General features: G+C 75.7%; 3 protein-coding genes. 2 read left to right on the forward strand and 1 reads right to left on the reverse strand.

Annotated features, from left to right (window positions below):
- The first annotated feature begins 84 nt into the window (after positions 1–84).
- Both ACZ5OX_RS17525 and ACZ5OX_RS17530 read left to right on the forward strand, forming a co-directional pair.
- Complete coding sequence (locus tag ACZ5OX_RS17525) at positions 85–17,121, forward strand: SDR family NAD(P)-dependent oxidoreductase (RefSeq protein WP_465630717.1); 17,037 nt, start codon at positions 85–87, stop codon at positions 17,119–17,121.
- Between the two features lie 154 nt (positions 17,122–17,275).
- The gene (locus tag ACZ5OX_RS17530) at positions 17,276–17,632 is read left to right on the forward strand and encodes a nuclear transport factor 2 family protein (protein WP_465630718.1); all 357 of its coding nucleotides are present in this window, start codon (positions 17,276–17,278) and stop codon (positions 17,630–17,632) included.
- On the opposite strand, the gene ACZ5OX_RS17535 is transcribed toward ACZ5OX_RS17530, so the two are convergent.
- Positions 17,619–19,661, reverse strand: a complete 2,043-nt coding sequence (locus ACZ5OX_RS17535; RefSeq protein ID WP_465630719.1) for a BTAD domain-containing putative transcriptional regulator — start codon at positions 19,659–19,661, stop codon at positions 17,619–17,621. The two genes, ACZ5OX_RS17530 and ACZ5OX_RS17535, sit on opposite strands and share 14 nt — an antisense overlap.
- Positions 19,662–19,815 lie beyond the last annotated feature (154 nt).

The following is a 19,815-nucleotide window of genomic DNA, read 5'->3' on the forward strand; positions in this document are numbered from 1 at the left end:
GCTCGGCGACGGACTTCCTGAACCCGGAACCCCGCACCCCTCGCATGGCGAATTTCCAGGATGACGAAGGAAAGAGCTGTTCAGATGACGACACGGCACGACGGGCACGAGGACGGTCATGACGAATCGGTGGCGATCGTCGGGATGTCCTGCCGGTTACCCGGGGCGACCGGGGCGGCGGAATTCTGGAATCTCCTGCGGGACGGCCGCAATGCGATAACCGAGGTCCCGCAGGACCGGCGGGACGGCATTTCGGATTCGGTCAGGTTCGACGGCGGAACGCGTTTCGGTGCTTTCCTCGACGGGATCGGGGACTTCGACGCCGCGTTCTTCGGCGTCTCCGCCCGGGAAGCGGCGGCGATGGACCCGCAGCAGCGCCTGGTGCTGGAGCTGGCGTGGACGGCGCTGGAGGACGCCGGGATCGTCCCGGCCGCCCTGGCCGGCTCCGCGGCCTCGGTGTTCGTGGGCTCGCTCCGCGACGACTACGCCGGCCTCGTGCTGAGCGGCGGCGACGGAGCGATCTCCCAGCACACCAACACCGGCGTGCACCGGGGGGTCATCGCCAACCGGGTCTCCTACGCCCTGGACCTGCGCGGCCCCAGCGTCGTGGTGGACACGGCGCAGTCGTCGTCGCTGGTCGCGGTCCACCTGGCCGCCCAGAGCGTGCGGTCGGGCGAGTCGCCGATCGCCATCGCGGCGGGCGTGAACCTCAACCTCCTCGCCGAAGGGGCGCTGGGCGCGCAGCGGTTCGGCGGCCTGTCCCCGGACGGCCACAGCTACGTCTTCGACGCCCGGGCCAACGGCTACGTCCGCGGCGAGGGCGCCGTGGCCCTGGTCCTGAAGCCGCTGCGCGCGGCCCTGGCCGACGGGGACGACGTCTACGCCGTGCTGCGCGGCAGCGCGGTCAACAACGACGGCGCCACTCCGGGCCTGACCGTGCCCAGCCCGCAGGCCCAGGAGCGGGTCGTCCGGGCCGCGCTGCGGCGCGCCGGCGTCGCTCCGGAGCAGGTGCAGTACGTCGAACTCCACGGCACCGGCACCCCGGTGGGCGACCCCGTCGAGGCGGCCGCGCTGGGCGCGGTCTTCGCCGGGCGGCGGGCCGACGGGGCCGCCGACCCGCTGCTGGTGGGTTCGGTCAAGACCAACATCGGGCACCTGGAAGGCGCCGCCGGCATCACCGGCCTGCTCAAGGCGGTGCTCAGCATCCGCAACCGCCGCCTGCCCGCGAGCCTGAACTTCGCGACGCCCAACCCGGCCATCCCCTTCGACGAGCTCGGACTGCGGGTCGCCGCGGAGCCGTCCGACTGGCCGCACCCGGGCCGCCCGCTGATCGCCGGCGTCTCCTCGTTCGGCATGGGCGGCACCAACGCCCACGTGGTCCTGAGCGAGCCGCCGGCCGAGGCCCGTACCGACGACGACGCTCCGGCGGCGCAGGCCGGGCCGGTCGCGGTGCCGGTGCCCGTCTCGGGCCGCACCCCCGCCGCGCTGCGGGCGCACGCCGCCCTGCTGAGCGCGTCCGGACTCGCCCCGCAGGACCTCGGCTTCTCACTGGCGACCACCCGGACGGCGTTCCGGCACCGGGCCGTCGTACTCGCCGCGGACGCCGAGGAGCTGCACGCCGGCTTGGACGCCCTCGCGCAGGGGCGCTCCGCCCCGCACCTGGTCACGACCGCGACGCCCGGGCCCGGGGCGGCGGACGGCGCCGGGCTCCCCGACGACCGGACCGCGCTCCTGACCGCCCTCGCGACCGCGTTCGTGAACGGCGAGGACGTCGACTGGGGCCCCGCGTTCGCGGGAGTCCGCGCCCGCCGGGTCCGGCTGCCCGGCTACCCGTTCCAGCGCGAGCGGTTCTGGACCGGCGAGCACCCCGCCCCCGCGGCGGCCGCCGCGGACTCCCCCGGCACCGACCCCGCCGCGCTGGTCAGGGCGCAGGTGGCCGAGGCCCTCGGGGCGGCCGTCCCTGACTCCGTGGAACTCGACACCAACTTCCGCGACCTCGGCTTCTCTTCGCTGATGACGGTGGAGCTGATCGAGAGCCTGTCCGCCGCCACCGGACGCCCGCTGCCCAGCGGTCTGCTGTTCGACTATCCGACGCCGCAGGAGCTGATCGGCTACTTCGCCGAGACCGGCGTCGGCCCCGGACGCGCGGCGGGCCGGGGCCCGTCCGCGGCCGCGCCGTCCGCCCGGACCCGCGCCGCGGCCGGCGCCGACGAGGACACGATCGCGATCGTCGGCATGGCCTGCCGTTTCCCGGGCGGGCTCGCCTCCCCCGAGGACCTGTGGCGCGTGGTCGCCGGCGAGCAGGACGTGTACGGCGACTTCCCGACCGACCGCGGCTGGCAGCCCGGTGAGGGGTACTCCCGGACCGGCGGGTTCCTCGACACCGCGGCCGAGTTCGACGCCGAGTTCTTCGGGATCTCCCCCCGGGAGGCGCTGGCCATGGACCCGCAGCAGCGGCTGCTGCTGCAGACGACCTGGGAGGCCCTGGAGCGGGCCGGCATCGACCCGAAGTCCCTGCGGGGCAGCCGCACCGGCGTGTTCGTCGGCGGCACCTCCTCCGATTACGGCCCCCGGATGCACGAGGCGGGCGACGAGGTCAAGGGCTACGTGCTCACCGGCACCACGCCCAGCGTGCTGTCGGGCCGGATCGCCTACCAGTTCGGGTTCGTGGGCCCCACCCTCACCGTGGACACGGCCTGCTCCTCCTCGCTCGTCGCCCTGCACCTGGCCGTGCGCGCCCTGCGCAGCGGCGAGGCGTCGGCGGCGCTCGCCGGCGGCGTGACCGTGATGGCCACTCCCGGCATGTTCGAGGAGTTCTCCCGCCAGCACGGGCTGGCCGCCGACGGGCGGTGCAAGCCGTTCTCGGCCGACGCCGACGGCACCGGCTGGTCCGAGGGCGTGGGCATGCTGGTGCTGAAGCGGCTCTCGGACGCCCGGCGCGACGGCCACCCGGTGCTCGCGGTGATCCGGGGCACCGCGATCAACTCCGACGGCTCCTCCAACGGGCTGACCGCGCCCAGCGGCCTGTCCCAGCAGCGGCTGATCGGCGCCGCGCTGGCCGACGCCGGCCTGACCGGCGCCGACGTGGACCTGCTGGAGGCCCACGGCACCGGCACCTCGCTCGGCGACCCGATCGAGGCCGACGCGATCCTCGCCACCTACGGACAGGACCGCGATGTCCCGCTGTACCTGGGCTCGCTGAAGTCGAACATCGGCCACACCCAGGCCGCGGCCGGCGTCGCCGGCGTGATCAAGGCGGTCCAGGCCATGCGGCACGAGGTGCTGCCGCGGACCCTGCACGCCGACGTCCCGACCTCCCGCGTGGACTGGGAGTCGGGCCGGGTGGAGCTGCTGACGCAGGCCCGCGAGTGGCCGCGCGCCGACCGGCCGATCCGCGCCGCGGTGTCCGCCTTCGGCATCAGCGGCACCAACGCCCACGTCGTCCTGGAGGAGGGCGAACGGACCCCGACCGCCCTGGTGTTCACCGGCCAAGGGGCGCAGCGCCCCGGCATGGGCCGCGAACTGCATGCGCGGTTCCCGGTGTTCGCGCGCGTCCTCGACGAGGTGTGCGCCGCGTTCGACGCCCACGTGGACCGGCCGCTGAAGGAGCTGATGTTCGACGAGGGGCCGGACGCCGCGGCCGCCCTCCACCAGACCCGTTACACCCAGCCGGCGCTGTTCGCCTTCGAGGTGGCGCTGGCCGCGCTGGCCGCCGACCAGGGGCTCGGCGCCGACCTGCTCGCCGGGCACTCCATCGGCGAACTCGCCGCCGCCTACGTGGCCGGGGTGTTCTCGCTGGAGGACGCGGCGAAGCTGGTGGCCGCCCGCGGCCGGCTGATGCAGCGGGCCCGTTCCGGTGGCGCGATGATCGCCGTGGAGGCCTCCGAGGCGGAGGTCGCCGGGACCCTGGTCGACGGGGTCGTGGTGGCCGCGGTGAACGGCCCGGTGTCGGTGGTGATCGCCGGTGACGCGGAGGCCGCCGAGACCGTCGCCGCCGGGTGGCGGGAGCACGGCCGCCGGGTCACCCGGCTGACCGTCAGCCACGCCTTCCACTCCCCCCACATGGACGAGGTGCTCGACGAGTTCCGGTCGGTGGCCGAGACCGTCGGCCACCGACCGCCGCGGATCCCCGTGATCTCCACCGTGACCGGGCGCCCGCTGCCCGCCGACCCCTCCGGGTACGCCGAGCACTGGGTCACCCAACTCCGCGGCACCGTGCGGTTCCACGACGCCGTGACCGCCCTGCGCGAGGCCGGCGCCGGCCAGTTCGCCGAGATCGGGCCGTCGGCCGCGCTCACCCCGCTGGTCAGGTCCGCCGGGGTGCGGCGGGCCGTCCCGCTGGGCCGGTCCGCCGGGTCCGAGGCGGAGGTCCTCACCGCGGGCCTGGCCCGGCTCCGGGGCGAGGAGCCGACGCACCCGTTCCGCCGCGACCGCTACTGGCTGCCGCCGCGCACGGCGCGCGGCGGCTCGGGGCACCCGCTGCTCGACTCGGTCGTGGAACTCGTCGACCGGGACGAGGTGGTGCTCGCCGGCACCGTCTCGGCGGCCGACCACCCGTGGCTCGCCGGCCACGTGGTCGACGGTGCGGTCCTGCTGCCCGGAACGGCGTTCCTGGAGCTGGCGCTGTTCGCCGGCGAGCGGGTGGGCCTGTCCGGGGTGGCGGACCTGACGCTGGAGAGCCCGCTGGAGCTCCCCGCCGCCGGCTCTGTACAGCTCCAGGTCACCGTGCACGAGCGGCAGTTGGCGATCCACTCGCGGCGCGACGGCGAACCGGAGTGGACCCGGAACGCGTCCGGGCTGCTCGACGGCGACGCGGCCGCGGAGCCGGACGCGGCGGACCGGCTGGAGTGGCCGCCCACCGGCGACCCGCTGCCCGTCGACGACGCGTACGAGCTGCTCGGCGAACGCGGCTACGCCTACGGCGGCGTGTTCCGCGGGCTGCGGGCGGTGTACCGCGACGGCGCCACCGCGTACGCCGAAGTCCGCTTCCCGGACGGGCACTTCGCCGCGGACTCCGGCTTCCTGATGCACCCGGCCCTGGTGGACGCGGTGCTGCACCCGATCGTGCTGGGCCTGGTCGACGGCGGGGAGGGGACGCGCCTGCCGTTCGCGTGGAGCGGGGTGCGCCTGCACCCGGGCGCCACCGGCGGCACGGAGTTCCGCGCCCGGATCCGCCCGGCCGGCGGCGACACGTACGAGCTGCTGCTCGCCGACGCGACCGGGGAGCCGGTGGCCACCGTCGACGGCCTGACCTTCCGGGCGTCGGCGCGCACCGACGCCGTCCCGATGTACGAACTGGCCTGGCAGCCCCCGGGCACCCCGGCGGCGGAAGCCGCCGGCCCGCTCCGGCCCACCGTGGTCGAGGTGGCCCCGGCCGACGGCCCGACGGCGGCGGCCGCCGCCGCCCTCGCCGCGGTCCGGGACTGGACGGCCGCGAGCCACGGCCAGGACGAGCGCCTGGTCCTCGTCACCCGGGACGCGGTCGCGGCCGCACCGGGGGACGCCGTGGCCGACCCGGCCGCCGCCGCGGTGTGGGGCCTGGCCCGCACCGCCCAAAGCGAGTTCCCGGACCAGATCGTCGTGCTGGACCTCGCCGGCACCGCCCCCGCCGCGGACACCGTCGAGGCGGCCGTGCGGACCGGGGAGCCGCAGCTCGCCGTCCGCGACGGCGCGCTCCTGGTGCCCCGGATCACCAGGGCCGCCCAGGCCCCCGAGGGCGCCGCGGCCGACGGGACCGGACTCGGCTGGAACCCCGGTGGCACGGTCCTGATCACCGGCGGCACCGGCGGGCTGGGCGCACTGATCGCCCGGCACCTCCACCACCGGCACGGGCTGCGGAACCTGCTGCTGGTCAGCCGCCGCGGCCCGGACGCGCCCGGCGCCGCCGCCCTGGCGGCCGAGCTGGACGGCGTGCGCATCGCCGCCGTCGACGTGACGGATCGGGCCGCGCTGGCCGCTCTGGTCGACGGCCTGCCGGCCGACGCGCCCCTGACCGCGGTGGTCCACACCGCCGGGGTGCTCGACGACGCCACGATCCCGGCGCTGACCGAGCAGCGCGTCCGCACGGTCATGGCCGCCAAGGCCGACGCCGCCCGGCACCTGCACGAGCTCACCGCGGACCGGGAGCTGGACGCCTTCGTCCTGTTCTCCTCGATCTCCGGCCTGCTCGGCACCGCCGGCCAGGCCAACTATGCGGCCGCCAACACCTACCTGGACGCGCTGGCCGCGCACCGCCGCGCCCTCGGCCTGCCCGGGACCTCCCTGGCGTGGGGCCTGTGGGAGGAGGGCATGGGGCAGTCCCTGGGCGCCTCCGACCTGGGCCGCTGGACCCGGTCCGGCGTGGCGCCGCTCACCGCCGCGCAGGGGCTCGCCCTGTTCGACCGGGCCCTGTCGCGGAAGACGGCGGACACCACGGATGCGGCGGACACCACGGACGCGACGGACACCACGGGCACGACCACCGCCCTGCCCGTCCCTGCCGTCCTCCAGCCGTCGCTGCTGTCCGCCACCGACCCCGTACCGCCCCTGCTGGCCGCCCTGGTCCGGCGCCGCCGCAAGCCCGCCGGCACCGCCGGTACCGCCGCGGCGGCCGGACGCGCCGGACGGACGCTGACGGCGAAGCAGGCCGAGGAGCTCGTCCGCACGACCACGGCCGCGGTGCTCGGCCTGCCCAACCCCGGCGCGCTCGACATGGGCAGGGCGTTCCGCGAGCAGGGCTTCGACTCCCTGGCCGGCGTCGACCTGCGCAACCGGCTGATCGCGGCCACCGGCCGGCGGCTCCCGGCCACCCTGGTCTTCGACCACCCCACCCCGCAGGCCCTGGCCGCGTTCCTCGCCCAGGACCCGGACGGCGGACCGGACGAGCGGGCGGCCGGCGGCGCGCGGCGGCGCGCGAACCGCGGCCGGACCGACGAGCCGATCGCCATCGTCGGCATGGCCTGCCGCTTCCCCGGCGGCGTCCGCTCGGCCGACGACCTGTGGCAGCTGGTCCTGGACGGCCGGGACGCGATCTCCGAGTTCCCCGTCAACCGCGGCTGGGACCTGGACCGGCTGTACCACCCCGACCCGGACCACCTCGGCACCAGCTACACCAGGAGCGGCGGGTTCCTGCACGACGCGGACCTGTTCGACGCCGCGTTCTTCGACATGTCCCCCCGCGAGGCACTCGCCACCGACCCTCAGCAGCGACTGCTGCTGGAGACGGCGTGGGAGACCTTCGAGGACGCCGGCATCGACCCGACGGGCCTGCGCGGCAGCCGCACCGGCGTGTTCACCGGCGTGATGTACGACGACTACGCCTCGCGGCTCCCGGCCACCCCGCAGGAGGTGGAGGGCTTCCTGCTGGCCGGCAACACCTCCAGCGTGATCTCCGGGCGGCTGGCGTACAGCTACGGCCTGGAGGGCCCGGCGATCACCGTCGACACCGCGTGCTCGTCCTCGCTGGTCGCCCTGCACCTGGCCGCGAACGCGCTGCGCTCGGGCGAGGTGGACCTCGCGCTGGCGGGCGGCGTCACGGTCATGTCCGGGCCGGGCACCTTCGTGGAGTTCTCCCGGCAGAAGGGGCTGTCCGAGGACGGCCGGTGCAAGTCCTTCTCGGCCGACGCCGACGGCACCGGATGGTCGGAGGGCGTCGGCCTGCTGCTGGTGGAGCGCCTGTCCGACGCCCGCCGCAACGGGCACCAGGTGCTGGCGGTGCTGCGCGGTTCCGCGGTGAACTCCGACGGCGCCTCCAACGGCCTGACCGCCCCGAACGGGCCCTCGCAGGAACGGGTGATCCGCGCCGCCCTCGCCGACGCCGGCCTGAACGGCGCCGACGTCGACCTGGTCGAGGCGCACGGCACCGGCACCCGGCTCGGCGACCCGATCGAGGCCCAGGCCCTGCTGGCCACCTACGGGCAGGACCGCGAACAGCCCGTACGCCTGGGCTCGTTGAAGTCGAACATCGGGCACGCCCAGGCCGCCGCCGGCGTCGGCGGCGTGATCAAGATGGTCCAGGCGATGCGGCACGGCATCCAGCCCCGCACCCTGCACCTGGGCACGCCGTCGCCGCACGTGGACTGGTCCGCGGGCGCGGTCGAGCTGCTCGGCGAGCAGCAGGAGTGGCCGGCCCTCGGCCGCCCGCGGCGCGCCGCGGTGTCCGCGTTCGGCATCAGCGGCACCAACGCCCACGTGATCCTGGAGGAGGCCGGGCCGTCCCCGGCTCCCGCCCGGACCTCCGGGACCCGCCCCGGCGAGGAGCCCGGCGCCGCCGCGCCGGTGCTGCCGCTGCTGCTGTCGGCCCGGACCGACCGGGCGCTGCGCACCCGGGCCGCGGAGCTGCGCGCCCACCTGGACGCGCGGCCGGAGCTCGGCCTCGCCGACGTCGCCGGCACGCTCGCCTCGCGGCGCGCCCTGCTGGAGCGGCGGGCCGTGGTCCTCGGCTCCGACCGGGAGTCCGTGCTGCGCGGCCTCGACGCCGTCGCGGCGGGCACCGCCGCGCCGGGCGTGGTCCAGGGGCACGGCACCGGCCGCGGCGCCACCGCCTTCCTGTTCACCGGACAGGGCGCCCAGCGGGCCGGGATGGGGCGCGAACTGTACGAGCGGTCCGACGTCTTCCGCGCCGCGCTCGACGAGGTGGCGTCCCACCTCGACCCGGTGCTCGACCGGCCGCTGACCGCCGTCCTGTTCGCCGAGCCCGACACCGCCGACGCGGCGCTGCTCGACCAGACCGCGTACACCCAGGCCGCGCTGTTCGCGGTCGAGGTGGCGCTCCACCGGTTCGCCGGGCACCACGGCGTCACCGCCGACTACCTGCTCGGCCACTCGGTCGGCGAGGTGGCCGCGGCGCACGTGGCCGGTGTGTTCGACCTGCCCGATGCCTGCCGGCTGGTCGCCGCCCGGGGTGCCGCCATGCAGTCCGCCCGCGACGACGGTGCGATGGCCGCGCTGGAGGCCTCCGAGGAGGAGGTGCGCGAGTCGCTGGTTCCCGGCGCGGCGATCGCCGCGGTGAACGGCCCCCGGGCCGTGGTGGTGTCCGGCGACGAGGGCGCCGTGACCGCGCTGACCGCGCACTGGTCCGGCCTCGGCCGGCGGACCCGGCGGCTCTCGGTCAGCCACGCCTTCCACTCGCCCCACATGGACGGGGTGCTCGCCGGCTTCCGCGCCGCGCTGGACACCGTCGTCTTCCACGAGCCGCGGATCCCGGTCGTCTCGAACGTCACCGGCGAGATCGCCACCGCCGAACAGCTGGCCTCCCCGGACTACTGGGTGACCCATGTCCGGGAAGCCGTACGGTTCCTCGACGGGGTGCGCACCCTGCGCCGCGGCGGGGTCACCGAGTTCGTCGAGCTCGGCCCGGACGGCGCGCTGACCGCGATGGTCGGACAGGCCGTCGCGGACGAGGACGGGGACGCCGACCGCAGCATCGGCACCGCGGTGCCGATGCTGCGGTCCGGACGCGGGGACGTGGAGACGGCCTTCTCCGCGCTCGGCGCCCTGCACCTGCGGGGTGTGCCGGTCGACTGGTCGGCGGTCCTTCCGGCGACCGGGCCCGTCCCGCTGCCGCGGTACCCGTTCCAGCACCGCCGGTACTGGCTGGAGACCCCGTCCTCGGAGCATCCGCTGCTGGACACCGCGGTCACCCTCGTCGACGGCGCGACCGTGCTGACCGGTGAGATCGGTGCGGGCGGCTGGATCGGCGACCACCGGATCCGCGGCGAGGTCCTGGTCCCCGGCACGGCGCTGCTGGACATGGCGCTGCACGCCGGGTCCCGGGTGGACTGCCCGACGGTGGCCGAACTGACCCTCACCACCGCGCTGGCCGTACCGGACGGCGAGACGGTGACGGTCCAGGTCCGGGTCGAGGCCCCGGAGCCGGACGGCAGCCGCACGCTGCTGATCCACTCCCGCCCGCGGGCCGCCGGTGACCTCGCCGAGTGGACCCGGCACGCCCACGGCGTCCTCGTCCCCGGGCGGCGGACGGCCCCGGCCGCCGCCGAACCCGTGGGCGAGGAGGCCGACCTGACCGGCGTGTACGAGCGGCTCGACGGGCACGGCTACCGGTACGGCCCGGCGTTCCAGGGCCTGCGGTCGGTGCGCCACACCGGCGAGGACCGCTTCGTCGAGGTGGAGCTGCCGCAGCGCCACCGGAGCGAGGCGGCCCGCTACGGCGTGCACCCGGCCCTGCTCGACGCGGTGCTGCACGTGCTGCTCCCCGGCGTCGTCGACCCCGCCGCCCCGGCGGTCCTGCCGTTCTCCTGGACGGGGGTCACCCGGTACGCGACCGGCGCGACGGCCCTGACCGCGCGGGTCACGGTCCGCGGCGGCACGGCCGGCCTGGCGGTCCACGACCGCGACGGCCGGGCCGTGCTGACGGTCGACGAGCTGGCGCTGCTGCCGGTCGGCGCCGGCCACGCGCCGGCGGGCCTGCACACCGTGTTCTGGCGGGACGCCCCCGCCCCCGGGGCCGGCCTCGAACCGGCCGTCCTGCACCGGGTGGCGGCCGTGGCCGACGGCCCGGAGCAGGACGTCCCGACGAGGGCGAAGGCCCTGGTGCACTCCGTCCTCGGCGAACTCCGAGCGGTCCTCGCCGAGGACGACGGGCGCCGCCACGCCTTCGTGATCACCCCGGACCTGGCGCACGCCGCGATCCGCGGCCTGGTGCGCAGTGCCCAGACGGAGAACCCGGGCCGGCTGGTGCTCGTCGAGGCCGACGAAACCGCCGACGCGGCGCAGATGGAGACCGCGCTGCGGACACCCGAGCCGGAACTGGCGCTCCGGGACGGCCGGATCCTGGTGCCGAGGCTGGCCCGCCCGGCCGGCACCGCGGCGGACGCCCCGGCCGGCACCGCGGCCCTGACCGCGGGCCCGGTGCTGATCACCGGCGCGACCGGCACCCTCGGCACCGTCCTGGCCCGGCACCTCGTCGTCCGGCACGGGGTTCGGCGCCTGGTGCTGCTCAGCCGCCGCGGCGAGGCCGCGCCCGGCGCGGCGGACCTGCGGGACGAACTGACCGACCTCGGCGCAGAGGTGAGCCTGGTGGCCGCCGACGTGACCGACCGGCAGGCCCTGGAGCGGGTGTTCGCCGCCCACGCGCCGAGCGCGGTGGTGCACACCGCGGGAGTCGTCGCCGACTCCACGATCGCCGGGCTGACCGCCGAGCAGATCGACGCGGTGCTCAGCCCGAAGGTGGACGCGACCTGGCACCTGCACGAACTGGCCGGGGACCGGCCGCTGTTCCTGTACTCCTCGGTCGCCGGGCTGCTCGGCACCGCGGGCCAGGCGAACTACGCGGCGGCCAACACCTTCCTGGACGCCCTCGCCGAGCACCGCCGCGCCCTGGGCCGTCCCGCGGTCTCGCTGGCCTGGGGCCTGTGGGCGCAGACCAGCACCATCTCCGAGGGGCTGACCGACGCCGACGTCCGGCGGCTGGCCCGCTCGGGCCTGCGTCCGCTGGACACCGCGGAGGGGCTGGCCCTGTTCGACGCCTCCCTCGGCGCGGCCGCCGGCGACGGTGCCGCGGTGCTCGCCCTGACCCGGTTCGACCGCTCCGCGCTCCGCGGCCGCACCGACCTCCCCGGGGTGCTGCGCGACCTGGCCGGACCGGCCGCGGCCACTGCGGCGGCCGTACCGGACGGCGGATCCGGCCTGCCGGGTGCGCAGACGCCCGGGGCCGGCGGCGCCGACCTGCGGGAGATCGTCCGCGACCAGATCGCCGCGGTGCTCGGCCACGCCGACCCGGCCGAGGTCGAGGAGGAACGTTCGTTCAGCGAGCTGGGCTTCGACTCGCTCACGGCCGTCGAGCTGCGCAACCGGCTCGGCGCCGCGACCGGCCACCGGCTGTCCGCGACCGTGGTGTTCGACCACCCCACCCCGGCCGCGCTGACCGAGCACCTGCTCGCCCTCGCCGCGGCCGGGGAGCGGCCGCTGCCCCCGGCGGCCGCGAGCCGGCCGGCGACGGACGGGAACCTCGACGAGCCGATCGCGATCGTCGGCATGGCCTGCCGGTACCCGGGCGGGGTCGCCTCGCCGCAGGACCTGTGGCAGCTGGTCGCCGACGGCCGGGACGCCACCTCGGAGTTCCCGGTGAACCGCGGCTGGCCGGCCGGGCTGTACCACCCCGACCCGGACCACCCGGGCACCTCCACCACCCGCCGGGGCGGGTTCCTGCACGACGCGGACCGCTTCGACGCCGAGTTCTTCGGCCTGTCGCCGCGGGAGGCGCTCGCCGTGGACCCGCAGCAGCGGCAGCTGCTGGAGACCACCTGGGAGGCCGTGGAACAGGCCGGGCTGGACCCGCAGTCCCTGCGCGGCAGCCGGACCGGCGTGTTCGTCGGGGTCATGTACAGCGACTACGGCTCCCGGCCTGACCTGCCGCCGGAGGGCGTGCAGGGCTACCTGTACAGCGGCAGCGCCGGCAGCATCGCCTCCGGCCGGCTGGCCTACACGTTCGGGTTCGAGGGACCGACCCTCACCGTGGACACGGCGTGCTCGTCGTCGCTGGTCGCGGTGCACCTGGCCGCGAGTGCGCTGCGCCGCGGCGAGTGCGGGCTCGCGGTGGCGGGCGGCGCGACCGTGATGGCCACGCCGACGCCGTTCGTGGAGTTCTCCCGACTGCGAGGGCTGTCCGACGACGGCCGGTGCAAGTCCTTCTCCGACGACGCCGACGGCACCGGATGGTCCGAGGGCGCCGGCATGCTGGTGCTGGAGCGGCTGTCGGATGCCCGGCGCAACGGGCACCGGGTGCTCGCCGTGCTGCGCGGCTCGGCGGTGAACTCCGACGGCGCCTCGAACGGGCTGACGGCTCCCAACGGTCCCGCCCAGGAACGGGTGATCCGCGCCGCGCTCGACTCGGCCGGCCTGGCCCCGGCCGACGTCGGCCTCGTCGAGGCGCACGGCACCGGGACCAAGCTGGGCGACCCGATCGAGGCCGAAGCCCTGATCGCCGCCTACGGACGCGACCGGGAGCAGCCGCTGCTGCTGGGGTCCCTGAAGTCGAACCTCGGGCACACCCAGGCGGCGGCCGGCGTCGGCGGGATCATCAAGGTCGTGCAGGCCATGCGGCACGGGATCGCCCCGGCCACCCTGCACGTCGGCACCCCGTCCAGGCACGTCGACTGGGCCGGGAGCGGCGTCGAGCTGCTGACGGAGGCCCGCCCGTGGCCGCGCGGGGCCCGGCCCCGCCGGGCCGGCGTGTCCTCCTTCGGGTTCGGCGGCACCAACGCCCATGTGATCGTCGAGGAGGCCGAGGCCGTCCCGGCCCCGGTCTCCGCCACACCGGCCGGCCCCGCGCCGGCCACGGTCCCGTGGGTGCTGTCCGCCCGGAGCGAGCAGGCGCTGGCGGAGCAGGCGCGGCGGGTCGCGGACCTGTCCACCGCGGACGAGGCCTACACCCTGGCCACCCGCGCCGCCCTGCCGTACCGGATCGCGGCGACCGCGCCGGCGGCGCTGCGGGACGCCGTACCGGTCCGGGCGGCGGGCGGCCGACTGGCCTTCGCGTTCACCGGACAGGGTGCGCAGCGGATCGGCATGGGCCTCGAACTGGCCGCCGCGCACCCGGTGTTCGCCTCGGCCTTCGACGAGGTCTGTGCCCACTTCGACGCCTCGCTGCGGGCCGTGGTCCGGGCGGCGATCGCCGACGGGGACGGCCTGGACGAGACCGGCACGGCACAGCCCGCGCTGTTCGCCGTGGAGGTCGCGCTGTTCCGCCTGGCACAGTCGTGGGGGGTCCGGCCCGACGTGGTGCTCGGCCACTCGGTCGGCGAGCTGGCCGCCGCGCACGTCGCGGGCGTGCTGTCGCTGCCCGACGCGGCCCGGCTGGTCGCCGCCCGCGGCGCCCTGATGCAGGCCCTGCCCCGCGGCGGCGCGATGGTCGCCGTCGAGGCGGCCGCCACCGAACTGGACGGCACGGAACTGCCCGCCGGGGTGGCGGTCGCCGCGGTCAACGGCCCCGCCTCGCTGGTGCTGTCGGGCGTGCAGGAGCCGCTGCTGGCCTTCGTCGAGGAGCGGTTCGCCGACCGGCGGACCAAGCGGCTGTCCGTCAGCCACGCCTTCCACTCCCCGCTGATGGAGCCGATGCTGGCCGGGTTCCGGGAGGTGGCCCGGGATCTCACGTACCACGCCCCGGTGATCCCCGCGATCTCCACGGTCACCGGTCGGTCCGCCGGGGAGTGGACCGACCCCGAGTACTGGGTGAACCAGGTGCGGGCCACCGTCCGGTTCCACGAGGCGGTGCAGACCGCCCGGGACGAGGGCGTGCGCACGGTGCTGGAGGTGGGCCCCGACGCGGTGCTCACCGGCATGATCGCCGCCGGTTTCCCCGCCGACGAGCCGGACGCCCCGGTCGCCGTACCGCTGCGGCGGCACGGCCGGCCCGAGGCGGACGGCGTCGCGGGCGCGCTCGGCGCCCTGTTCACCCGGGGCGTCGGGATCGACTGGCGCGCGGTGTTCCCCGGTGCCGGACCGGCCGACGTGCCCACGTACGCCTTCCAGCGCAAGCGGTTCTGGCTCGCCCCGGCCGGCCGGACCGATGTGGCCGGTGCCGGGCTGCGCTCCGCGGAGCACCCGCTGCTGGGTGCGGCGGTCGACCTCGCCGCGGGCGCCACCGGCGAGGGCGGCGCCACCGTGTCGACGGGCCGGCTGACCCTGGCGGAGCAGCCGTGGCTCGCCGACCACCGGGTGCGGGGCGTCGTCCTGGTCCCCGGCACGGCGCTGGTGGAACTGGCTGCATCGGCGGGCGACCTCGCGGAGTTCACCGTCACCGAACCGGTCGTGGTGCCGGAGTCCGGCGCCCTCGTCCTCCAGCTGGTGGTCGACGGCGGCGACGTCACGCTCTGGTCCCGGAGCGGGGACGCCGGTCCGGACGGCCCCGGGTGGACCCGGCACGCCGTCGGCACCCTGGCGCCGAAGACGTCCGGGACCGTCCCGGAGGCCGAGCCCTGGCCGGACGGGACCACGGAGATCGACCTGACCGGGCTGTACGAGCGGGTGGCGGAGCACGGGTACGCGTACGGCCCCGCCTTCCGGGGGCTGCGGGCGCTGCACCGGCACGGCGAGGAGCTGTTCGCCGAGGTCCTCGCCCCGGCGGAACCGGCCCTGCCGACCGCGGGGTTCGCCGTGCACCCGGCGCTGCTGGATGCGGTCCTGCACGCTCTGCTGCCCGGCGTCGCCGACGACGACCGGCCGGCCGCCCTGCCGTTCGCCTGGAGCGGGGTGCGGTTCCACGCGGCCGCGGGGGCCGACGGTACGGTCCTGCGGGCCCGGATCACGCCCACGGGTCCGGACACGGTGCGCCTGCTGGTCTGCGGCGAGGGTGGCCAGGTCCTGGCCGAGGTCGACGAGTTGGTGCTGCGTGCGCTCACCGGCCTCCCGGCCCCCGTGGCCGGCGAGAACCTGCTGTACACCCCCGTCTGGCGCCGGCCGGACGCGTCCGGTCCGGCGGCCGACGGCACCAGGCACACGGTGGTGCAGGCCGAGGCCGGCCCGGGTGACCTGCCCCAGCGGGCCCGGCACGCCGTCCATCACACCCTCGGTGTGCTGCGCGACCGGCTGGACCGCGACACCGGCGGACGGCTCGCCGTGGTGGTCGGCTCCGACCTGGCCCACGCCGGCGTCCGGGGACTGGTCCTCAGCGCCGCGACCGAACACCCCGGCCGGTTCCTGCTGGTGGACCACCCGGACTGGGACGGCTCGGGCGACGTCCGGGACGCCGTACGGGAACTCCTGGCCGCGGCCGGGGACCTGGACGAGCAGCAGGTCCGGGTCCGGGACGGGGAGCTCCTCGTCCCGCGGCTGGCCCGGTACCGGCGGTCGGCGGACGCCCGGCCGGAGGAGGCGGAGCCCACGGCGGGGGCGCACGCCCCGGCCGGTGCGGCGCTCCCCTGGCGCGAGGGCACCGTGATGATCACCGGCGCGAGCGGTGCGCTGGGCGCGGAGCTGGCCCGGCACCTGGTGGCGGAGCACGGCGCCCGTTCGCTGCTGCTGGTCAGCCGGAGCGGGACGGCTCCGGAGATCGCGGGTGCCGGCGACGGCGTCGAGATCACCGCGGCGGCCTGCGACGTCGCCGACCGCGCGGCACTGGCCGCACTCGTCGCCCGCCACCGGCCCGTGGCCTTCGTGCACGCCGCCGGGACGCTGGACGACGGCACGCTGGACGGGCTGACGCCCGAACAGGTCGACGCTGTGCTGCGGCCCAAGATCGACGCCGCCTGGCACCTGCACGAGGAGGCGGGTGACCGGCCCCTGGTGCTGTACTCCTCGATCGCCGGGCTGCTCGGCACGGCCGGGCAGGCGAACTACGCGGCGGGGAACACCTTCCTGGACGCCCTGGCCGAGTACCGCACCTCCCGCGGCCTGCCGACGGTCTCGCTGGCCTGGGGGCTGTGGGAGACCGGGATGGGCGACGGGCTGTCGGGGGCGGACCTGAGGCGGATCCTCGCGCTCGGGCTGCGTCCGGTCGCGGTGCCGGAGGCGCTGGCCGCCTTCGACGCCGCCACCGCGGAACTCACCGGCCCGGCGGCCGACGGCGGCCGGAACGCGGTGTTCGCGGTGACCGGCGTCGACCGGGCCGCCCTCGGCGCGGCCCCGAACCCGCCCTCGGTGCTCCGGGATCTCGCGCCCCGGCCCGCACCGGCCGCCGCCACGCGCGGCGGAGCGGCCCGGCCGGCGGCGCAGCAGTCGGCGGACATTCCGTGGGACCGGCCGGGGGCCGCGCTCGAACTGGTCCGCCGTGAGGTCGCGGCCGCCCTCGGGCACGACGGAGTGTCGGCGATCGCCTCCGACGCACCGTTCACGGACCTCGGATTCGACTCGCTGACGGCGGTGGAGCTGCGCAACCGGCTGACGGCGCTCACCGGCGAACGCCTGCCGACCACGCTGGTGTTCGACCATCCGACGCCGTCCCTGCTGGCCGAGCGGCTGCGCGCCATCGTGGCGGCCCGTCAGGCCGCGCCGCTCCTGGACCGGCTGGAGGCGCTGATCGGTGACGGACGGCTCGGCCCGGACGAGCTGGACCGGCTCCGGCAGCTCGTCGGCGGCGCTCCGGCGGCCGGCGACGGCCGCGACGACCGGCTCGAGGAGGAGCTCAGGGACCTGGAGGACGCGGATGACGAGGACCTGTTCGCCATGGTCGACGACCTCGGGTGACCCGTCCCGTCCGGGGCCGCTGACCGGCTGACCCGCCGGTCAGGGCTCCGCTCCGGTCGGCCGGAAGGCGGATATTCCGCCGCCTTCCGGCCGACCGGAGCAATTCTGCCGAACGACCCGATCAATCACACATCCACTGCTAAGGTGCTGACTCATGGACAGGAATGGCGTCGACCAGCTGGTCGGTCAATACATCGGGATCTGGAACGAATCCGACGACCGGATCCGGCGGGAATTGATCGAAGAGGTATTCACCCCGAACGCGACGTACACCGATCCGAACATCGTGGCCCACGGCGCGGCGGCCATCGGCGACTACCTCGCCATGGCGCAGCGCAACTTCACGGGAATGCTCTTCACCCTCGGCCCGGTCCTGACCCATCACGACGCCGTCCACTTCTCCTGGCAGGTCGGCCCCGCGGGGAGCGCACCCGTGGTGAGCGGATTCGACGTCGCCACCTTCGAGGGCGGCCGGATCAACCGGCTGTACGGATTCTTCAAGGGCTACTGACCCATTCGTCGGGCGCGTGGTCGCCGGGAAAGGAATTCGTCCCGACGACCAGCGGAAGCGCCCGCAGCAGACGCGCCCGCTTCGCCGAAGCGGAACCTGGATCGCCGAAGATGCGGTGGAAGGTCCGCCAGGTCGACTCGGAGATGCAGTCCCCGATGGTCGCGATCAGGTTCTCGAAGAGCTGGCCGACGGCGTCGACCGACAGGGGCTCCAACAGGATCCGCGTACTGTTCAGCCGGCCCAGCCCCCACTGCGGGAACCTGCGGTGGAAGTCCTCGTTGGCGCAGGCCACGATCAGCAGCCTGCCGGACTGGCTGCCCGCGCCGAGGCCGTCGAAGAAGGCGAGGGTGGCCTCGTCGGCGAGGTGCAGGTCATCCACCGCGATGACGACCGGGTGCTTGCGGGCGAGCGCGTGCACGAGGGCCTCCGCCTCGTGCACGTCGCCCGCCGCTTCCGGGCGTACCGAACCGGCCGCCTCGGACGGCGGTCCGGCCTCGCGGTGGAGCGACCGCAGCGGCTCGACGAACGCCGACGGGTCGACCCCCACCGACCTCCTCACCCGGTACTTCACGATGAGCGGAGCCGTCCGGGCCTTCTCCTCCAGCAACTGGCAGAACTCCATCAGGAGGCGACTCTTCCCCGTCCCGTGGTCGCCGAGGACGGTCACCAGGTGCGGGAGGCTGCGCTGCTCGACCCGCTCGAAGGTCCGCTGCAGGATCTCCATCTCGTGGTCCCGGTCGATGAACGGCTTGGTCTCGACCGGGTACTCCACCGAGCGCGCCTCGGCGACCCAGTACGGCAGCTTGCCGGCCGCCATGGTCAGGTACGACACCTGGTCGAGGGTCAGCGACCTGGTGCGGTCGGACACCCAGATCATGCCGACCGGCACCTGCGGGAAGATCTCCCAGCACTGGTCCAGCAGCGTGCCGTTGGCCGAGACCCGGCTCCGGCGGGGCGCCGGGTCGAAGTGCCGCTGGAGGTCGCCGGTCGCCACCATGGCCCGGATGGTGAGCCCGTGCCGGTTCTCGTCCGACACGTCGAGGCTGTCCCGCAGCAGCAGGGCGAGCTGGGTCGCCCGGGCCGCGCCCTTCCGCGGGTCGTCCAGGTCGAAGAGGGCGATCGTCGCGGAGCCCACGGAGGCCACGACCTCTCCCCCGCTGCACTCCACGCCTGCCCTGACCAGGGTGTGGATGCCGTCGAGAAGTTCGTCGACGCCGACGGGGTGCCCCGTCCCCGCCCCGGATCCGACGTGGGTCCGGACGATCATCACCGTCACCTCGCGCCGGTGCGACCGCGTCTGGGAGGACGCCTGGTCCCCCGGCCGGCCCGAGACGTCCAGCAGGCCGTACACGAGCCCGTCCTCGTCGGCGGGTTCGTACGGCGCGGGCCGGACACCCGCGTCGACCACCACCGGCCCGCCGGCCGGCTCGGGTTCCTCCCCGGCGGCCTCGGCCCGGGAGAGCACGTTCAGCGTCGAATCGTGCGACAGGATGCGCCGCTGCAGGTCCCGCAGCCACGGGCCGGGCTCCAGGCCGAGCCGGTCGACGAGGTCGGTGTGGGTGCGGTGGTAGACGTCGAGCGCCTCGGTCTGGCGGCCGGACCGGTACAGGGCCAGCATCAGCAGCCCGCGGGCCCGTTCGCGCAGCGGTTCCGCCTCCACCATCTTCTCGATGCCGCTGATCACCTCACGGTGGTGGCCGCAGTCCAGTTTGGCTTCGAAGTACAGTTCCTGGGCGTCGATCCGCGCGTTCTCGACGATGTTCGACTCCGGCCAGACGATCCCGGCCTCCGCGAGATCCGCCAGGACGTCCCCGCGCCACAGGTCCAGCGCGTCCCGCAGGATCGCGGCCGCCTCCGCCGGGAATCCGTTGGCCATCTTCTTGCGCCCGAGCTCCAACTGCCGGGCGAAAACGTGTACGTCGACCGTGTCCTCGTCGATGTGGAGCAGATAGCCGGGCGACCGTGTGATCAGCGCCGGATGCGGCTCGCGCTCCTGGAGCGACCGCAGGACCGACCTGAGCGACCACACCGAATTCTGGAGGATCTTCCTCGCCGTAATGGGCGGTTCACCGTCCGGCCACAGGGAATCCACTAATCGACTGGCCGCGACCGCCTGATTCGATTCGAGCAGAAGACGCCCCAGCAGCGCGCGCTGCTTTACGCCCCCCAGAACGACTCTTTCG

Source organism: Kitasatospora sp. NPDC032121 (genome assembly GCF_055580145.1).